At 63.4% G+C, this 6,566-nt stretch carries 8 protein-coding genes and 1 pseudogene; 3 read left to right on the forward strand and 6 right to left on the reverse strand.

The window, feature by feature from the left end:
• On the reverse strand, window positions 1–148 hold a 148-nt coding region (locus tag B0T44_RS28660; protein ID WP_139348048.1), incomplete at its 3' end, for a PHP domain-containing protein.
• A gap of 155 nt (window positions 149–303) precedes the next feature.
• Here B0T44_RS28660 and B0T44_RS25670 point away from each other — a divergent pair.
• Window positions 304–1,254, forward strand: coding sequence for a LysR family transcriptional regulator (locus B0T44_RS25670; RefSeq protein ID WP_245839694.1), 951 nt, complete (start codon window positions 304–306; stop codon window positions 1,252–1,254).
• Window positions 1,255–1,538: 284 nt separating this feature from the next.
• Here B0T44_RS25670 and B0T44_RS28375 read toward each other — a convergent pair whose 3' ends face one another.
• The 4 genes and pseudogenes from B0T44_RS28375 to B0T44_RS25690 form a co-directional block, all read right to left on the reverse strand.
• The gene (locus tag B0T44_RS28375) at window positions 1,539–1,694 is read right to left on the reverse strand and encodes a hypothetical protein (protein ID WP_245839703.1); all 156 of its coding nucleotides are present in this window, start codon (window positions 1,692–1,694) and stop codon (window positions 1,539–1,541) included.
• Between the two features lie 91 nt (window positions 1,695–1,785).
• Window positions 1,786–2,076: pseudogene (locus B0T44_RS28380) on the reverse strand (helix-turn-helix domain-containing protein); the annotation flags it as partial.
• Window positions 2,007–2,327: a hypothetical protein gene (locus B0T44_RS25685; RefSeq protein WP_139348049.1), complete on the reverse strand. Its 321-nt coding sequence runs from the start codon at window positions 2,325–2,327 to the stop codon at window positions 2,007–2,009. The gene B0T44_RS25685 and the pseudogene B0T44_RS28380, both read right to left, overlap by 70 nt.
• 338 nt (window positions 2,328–2,665) lie before the next feature.
• A complete protein-coding gene (locus tag B0T44_RS25690) occupies window positions 2,666–3,385 on the reverse strand; it encodes a cysteine hydrolase family protein (RefSeq protein WP_077121964.1) in 720 nt (239 codons plus the stop codon).
• 530 nt (window positions 3,386–3,915) lie between these two features.
• Here B0T44_RS25690 and B0T44_RS25695 point away from each other — a divergent pair.
• Window positions 3,916–4,182 carry a hypothetical protein gene (locus B0T44_RS25695; RefSeq protein WP_077121966.1) on the forward strand — a complete coding sequence of 89 codons (267 nt, stop codon included), beginning with the start codon at window positions 3,916–3,918 and terminating at the stop codon, window positions 4,180–4,182.
• A 34-nt stretch (window positions 4,183–4,216) separates the two neighbouring features.
• On the opposite strand, the gene B0T44_RS25700 is transcribed toward B0T44_RS25695, so the two are convergent.
• Entirely contained in the window at window positions 4,217–5,632 is a 1,416-nt protein-coding gene (locus B0T44_RS25700) for an amidase (RefSeq protein WP_077121967.1), read from the reverse strand.
• A 42-nt stretch (window positions 5,633–5,674) separates the two neighbouring features.
• On the opposite strand from B0T44_RS25700, the gene B0T44_RS25705 reads away from it, so the two are divergent.
• Entirely contained in the window at window positions 5,675–6,280 is a 606-nt protein-coding gene (locus B0T44_RS25705; protein ID WP_077121969.1) for a TetR/AcrR family transcriptional regulator, read from the forward strand.
• Window positions 6,281–6,566: the final 286 nt, after the last annotated feature.

A 6,566-nucleotide genomic window follows, 5' to 3' on the forward strand; every position in this document is an offset into this window, starting at 1 on the left:
ACATGTTCCCGTGGTCGGTCATCCCGACCGCCTGCATCCCCAACCGCTCCGCCTCCGCGAACAACGGCGAGATCTTGGCCGCACCATCGAGCATCGAATACTCGGTGTGGTTGTGCAGATGAACGAAGGATGAACGACTCGTGACCACCAAACCACCCACTCAGGCCCTATCAACGTCATTGGTTGTCGGACGCAAACCCGCGCCCGTCAAGTTGCCCGGTATATGACCAGCTAGGGTGACAGTCTGTCGAACAAAAGACACGCACTGAAGAACAACCAATAGATGTGGAAGCAGGTGTTGGGGTGGATCTCGATCTGGCCGCGGTACGCGCGATGGTCGCCGTCAGCGACGAAGGCCAGTTCGGTCTGGCAGCGTCAGTACTGGGCATCAGCCAACAGGCGGTGTCCAAGCGAATCGCAAAACTGGAGGGCCAACTGGGCGCCCCACTGTTCGAGCGCCGGATCGGCAACGTCGCGTTGACCGCCCACGGCGCCCGCTTCCTGCCGCACGCACGCTCGATCCTCGCGTCGGCCGACGCCGCCATCGCCGCGGTGCGCGATTCGCAAGTACTCCGCGTCGCGGTGCACGGCGCCCAGATCGCCGACGCGAACCTGATGCGGTTCTACCTCGAGAAACATCCAGACGCCGAGGTCGAACTCATCATGATGGGACCATCGACGACATCACGGAACGCTGTGATCGACTGTCGAGTAGACATCGCCTTCGCCCGCCCACACTGGCACACCCGCCCACTGCCGGCGCATATCACCGCGGTGCCCGCCTACCTCGGCGCCCTGCATCTACTCGTCGGCAACGGCCATCCACTCGCGGACCGCGACCACGTCGAGTTCGACGACCTCGACGGGCTCACCGCGTGGGTACCAGGGGCCGGGTTCGACTCCGAAGTAGGTGATTTCTACGGCCGGCTCAGCGAAAGCTGCGGCATCACAATCACTACCGAGCAGCATCCTGGAGGCATCGGTTTCGCGAATATAGTCGACCGCATCGCGGACTCGACGACGCTGGTCACCTTCGGTGGTGAAGGAACCACAACGCCGTGGCATCCGAATATCCGCCGCATCCCCATCGTCAACCCGACGCCCGCTTACCCCATGGCGCTGCTGTGGCGGGAGACTATCACTACCCATCCACAGTTCACCTCTTTGATCGACTTCATCACCGGCAGCTACAACGGCAAGGCAGTCAGCACCATGTGGATACCAGAGCCAGATCGTGCACTGTTCCAGCGATAATCGCCGGGCACCTCGCAAGTACGTCCGCTTGTCAACGTCTATTTCAGAAAAGTCGTTGCAGTGCAGCACATCTATAGCGAGGAGGCTGCAGATCGAGCTGCGGTCGGTGGGTCCGGGTCGATAAGTTCACCGAAGCACCGACCACTACCTCACCAGCGACAACGTGGCCCGTATGCGCGGGCAGACCTGCCGGGCCAGCCGACCAGAAAGCTACACTGCGCCCCCTCGGGCCATGGAATCGGCCCGAGGGTGAAAGCCGCCACGGTTAGCACGATCCGGTGAGGTCATCGGTGACTTCGCGACCAAGCGCTCGAGCCGCTGACCAACTCTGCGTAGAACTGTTCGCCGGGAACGGCGCCGGGATTCTTGCCCGTGTTGTAGAAGGCGACGTTGCGGAAGGTCGCCGAGTTCGAGGAGTTCAAGTTCTTGTAAGAGGCCATCTTTCCTCGGCCGAACCCGACGAAGATCCAAAACACGGCGGAACCTGAGCTGCGGTTGTGTGCGAAGGGGGCCTCCGTCGCGGCGAGCCTCACTCGGGCCGGCGCCGTGGACCGCCCGGAATGCACGTCCGAATACTTCGGTCGAGCCGTAACCGTGCCGGACTGCGATACTCAGCAGATCGTCGGTGTCCTGGATGACATCGGCAGCGGCAACAGTCATCCGGCGCCGGCGCACATACTCCGACAACGGCATAGCCGCCAGCGACGAGAACATCCGGCGGAGATGGTATTCGGTATCGCCATGAGCCAGGATCAGCCGGTGCGCGCCTGACCCGGCCGGTGGGGATACATGCCCGCAACGCACACCACGTCGGTGCGGCACCGCCAGCAGGCGCGGGTGAACCCCATCAGCGCGACCGTCACCCAGTTGCCGGCGCCAGCAGTGGCAAAGGGAAACTCGGCGTCGGGATTATCACGGCGGGCCACGCAGGTCACGCACATCAGCTGACCGTAAGTCGGGTCACCGCAGATGATGCCGCAATCGGGACGCACCAGCACTGAACAACGCCCGCATTCGGTCGCATACCGGTTAGGGGCCGTGAACTGCCCCCTCACCACCTCCGAGCCGAACACGGCTGCCGCACCTTGACTGATTCCTGCAATGCCGGAACGCACCTGCACCAGCCGACGCGACCTCTGAAACCATGAATTTCGGCATGAGCCCCCCTGCGCAGCCCCTGGAAAAGCCCTGCCGCTCAACAATACTGGCCGATAACGACAGAATGATGCGGTTGACGCAACTGCCAGCCCGGGCTCGAGAGGGTGGCTGGCACACAGATCGGTTTGATCGCTGACCCGCTGTCTCCTGCTCCGACGCTGGCAACCTGTCATCTTCGATCGCACGCGCCATGCAGTCTCTTGCAAGCCGGCACCACCCCGAGTGCGGTGTTCTCCGAAGTGCTGTCAGCCTCTTATCGGGGCTCGGACCTGATCTCGGCCGTCGAACTAGTCTGCGCGATGCGGCAGCCCGACACATACAGTGGGTCGACCCAATACTGCGGGCTGCGGCCGTAGTGCGGTGTCGAATACGCCCGATCCCACGTCGCGCCGGTGGCGATGAGTTCACGCCATGGCGCGACCTCGACATACATCACCCGCATCGCATTCAAGGACCCGACGTGCAAGTCCGGTCCATCCGTGGTGACCGCGTCCTCGGCGACCGCGATCTCGAAGTTTCGTTCCAGGCCGGCGCGGACTGTGGCCTCTACACAGACATTGGTCTGCAGACCGCACACGATCAGGCGGTCCGCGCCGAGATTACGCAAGACAGGTTCGAGCTCGGTGTAGGCGAAGAAGCTGTGCCGGGTTTTGTCCAGCACCAGATCGCCCGACTCGGGCGCGACGGCATCCATGATCTGTGATCGCCACAGCTTCTCCGCCTCGGACAACACCGGCAGCCGGTCTGCGCGGCTTGCACGATGCCGAGCCGACCGCGGTGTCATCGCCGGCGAAGACACCTGGCGCGAGTAGATCACCGGAACCCCCTGCGACCTCGCCTCGTCGATCAAGGACCGGCATTCGGCCACCACTTCTTCCAACCTCCACAACGGCGGCCAACCGTAGGCGTCGCGAACGTCCTGCTTCAAATACGAGTTCTGCATGTCCACGACGAGCAACACCAACGACCCCACAAGCACCCCTTTGTGTTTCCGAAACCTGTTCTACCCCAACACCGAAGGCGTGTGAACACCCAGTATGAGCCGCTGACCGGAGCATTGCCCACGCTCAGTCGCACCACCCGGTCGTTATCTTCCGGCAGCGTAGCTCGACACCTCACCGATCGGGTGGGCTGGCACCGACAATATCGGTGACGCAGTGGAGTACGGACCGAGCGCGCTCACCACCGGTGCTACGCGAGCGGCACCTACAAACGCACAGCGCGTTCAGCCGCGAATACGACAAGATCGCCGCAACGATCGACCCCGACCTCGTCGGCTCAGCCCCAAGCGAGCCCAATTCCACCGCTGGCTATCCGGCGAAGTGAAAGGCCTCCCCTACCCGCACCACTGCCGGGTCCTGGAAAAGATGCTGCCCGGCCACACCGCCACCGAACTCTTCGCACCCCACACCACCAAACAACCCCACAACGAATCCGCCGCACCTGCACTATCCCCCAGCCGCCGGGACGATGGGTTGGGGAACAGGGCAGCCGATAGCAAGAATGGACCGCTCTGCGGGGGAGGCCGCCAGTTCCCGGTGGCGCACCGACACCGAGACCGACCGGCTCACGCAACGCCTGCTGCCATTTCAACACTCTCGGCACCTCACCGACGAGGAGGTCGACCGGCTCGCCGGCCTCACCGGGCACATCGTCGACCTCGACCTGCGCATCGATATCGACATCGACGCCGAACTCCCCCAGCTCGGACCCACCGGATACCGTCCCCTACGGTCCGCGACACCCTCTTCTGATCATGCACATGTCTGAGAAGCCTGGAGCATCCTGTGCCGATGTGCGTGCTTCACTGTCCGGCCGCTATCGGATTGATCGGGGTCAGCACTCCCAAGCGTTGCTCGATGGCGCTTGCCGCGGTCAGGCACAGGTCTTCCCGATACATTCGGCCGATGACCTGAACACCCTGAGGTAGCCCGCCGATCACGCCAGCCGGAACAGCTACCGCTGGAACTCCGACCAGGGTTGTGGCCGTGCACAAGCGCAACGGGCTCATCATTCGCTGCTGCTCGTCCGCGTTGACCGGAACCGAGGGTGGTGGCGGCAATTCGGTGTAAACCGGTCCGAGCAATAACGGATACCGGTCGAGGAACTGCGTCCATACACGCTGCACACCCAGCCTCGCGGCAGACAACTGAATGTAGCCGGACAGGTCTGATGGTGGTTGCCGACGCATCATCAACTCCATGTGCAGGCGACTGGTTTTGCTCAGCATCGGCCGCAGTGTGGGCCAGACCAAAGAGAATTCGGTGCTGATCAATCCGGAATAGACGGCCAGCGATTCGGCCAGCGCGGGCACCTCCACCTCCTCGATCCGGTAGCCGGCATCGGCCAAGGCGTCTGCCGCATCGGTCAATCCGGCGCGCACGTCGGGATGCATTCGGTCACCGTCGAGATCGGTCACAAGCCCGACCGTGACGGGACTGCGCAGCGGCGGACCGTCCGGTGGTGCGGGAACGGCCCTGGGATCTTGCGCGTCGGCACCGGCGAGTACGTCGAATGCCAGCCGCAGATCCTTTACCGACCGGGCGAGTGGACCGTCGACCGGAAACAGTTGTGACGCCAGTGTCGGTTCGTGGCCGCTGATTCGGTGGTCCGCGGCGAATCGCCCATAAGTGGGTTTGAGTGCGGTGATTCCATTGAATGTCGCTGGATTACGCAGGGAGCCACCGGAATCGTTGCCCAGTCCCAGTGGCGCCATGCCGGTTGCTACCGCTACACCGTCGCCACCACTCGTCCCGCCGGGTGTCCGGCCGTGCAGATCCCACGGGTTGCGCGTATCGCCGTACAGCGTGCTCGTTGTGTGCAGACCGGCAATCGTCAGATCAGGCAGGTTGGTTCGGCCGATCGGGATCGCCCCAGCGGCGCGCAATCGGCGCACCGGTGGTGCATCGGCGGCGGCCACCAAGTTCCGCAGGGCCGGCACACCCATCGTCGTGGCCGATCCCGCGACATGGATGTTCTCCTTCACCGTGAACGGGACTCCGGCCAGCGGACCCACCGCTTCGCCTGCCGCGCGTCGCTGGTCGATCGTGCGCGCGGCGTCGAGGGCGCCGTCGGCCAGCACATTCGTTACCGCGTTCACTGCCGGGTTGACCGCGTCGATCCTCGTCAGATGTGCTCTGACCACCTCGACCGCGCTGATCTCGCCCGTTGCTACGGCCTCGGCGACTTGCGCGGCTGTCGCCTCGTATAGGTGCTCCACACGGGGAAATATACATAGCTGTATTTGGATACAATACTGAATATGAATCAGCGTCTCAGCCGCGAGGAGAGCCGACAGCAGACCCGGGACCGACTGCTCGGCGCTGCCGCGGAGTTGTTCGCCGAACGGGGTGTCAACGGCACCTCGGTAGAGCAGATAGCCGAACGCGCCGGATATTCCCGAGGAGCCTTCTACGGCAACTTCGCGGACAAACACGAACTCACACTCGAACTCCTCACCCAAAGAACGCAGCGCGAGCTCGATGAAGTCGCCGGACTCGACCACACCAGCCGGGAACCGTTGCGTGAGTTCAATCGCGCCCGTGCCCGTCACCTCGACCAATGGCTGGCGCTACGGCTCGAACTCGTACTCCACATCCTGCGCAACCCCCAACTGCGACCACGCCTGGCCAAACGCGAACTCACCGCTCGCAACGCCATCGCCACCGGGATTACCTACGAGTTGCCGCATCCTCCAGCCGATCCCGCTTTCTTGGCGCTCATAGTGCACGCCCTCGAAGATGGCCTTCTGGTTCAGAAGCTACTGACTCCCAGCGGGATCCCCGACGATATCGTCGTCGACGCCTACGACTTGTTGATCGCCGCATGGGCGGCATTGGCCGAGAAGCACTGCAGGCCAGCGCAATAATCCGCGTTGAGCGGGATCGCGGTTCAGGCCGAATACGGATTGCCCAGGACTTCGCCGTCAAAGCAACCCAGGGCAGTTCTCACGGATGAGGATTGGTGCTCGTCCGCTCGATCACCGACGTTCCGGGGCACGGGTATCGGACGTTGTGGTGGCGCTTGCTACGTCCACGCCAGCCGTCGGGCGAGCCATTGTCGTGTCACCGCCGCTGATCGTTGCTGGTGGTGGCGTAGATGCGGTGAGCGTGGTGGGGCGGGTAGTCGGCTGGTGTGGGTCCAGTGGCCGAGCA

Origin of the sequence: Nocardia donostiensis (assembly GCF_002081715.1) — a bacterium.
Classification (GTDB): Bacteria; Actinomycetota; Actinomycetes; order Mycobacteriales; family Mycobacteriaceae; genus Nocardia; species Nocardia donostiensis.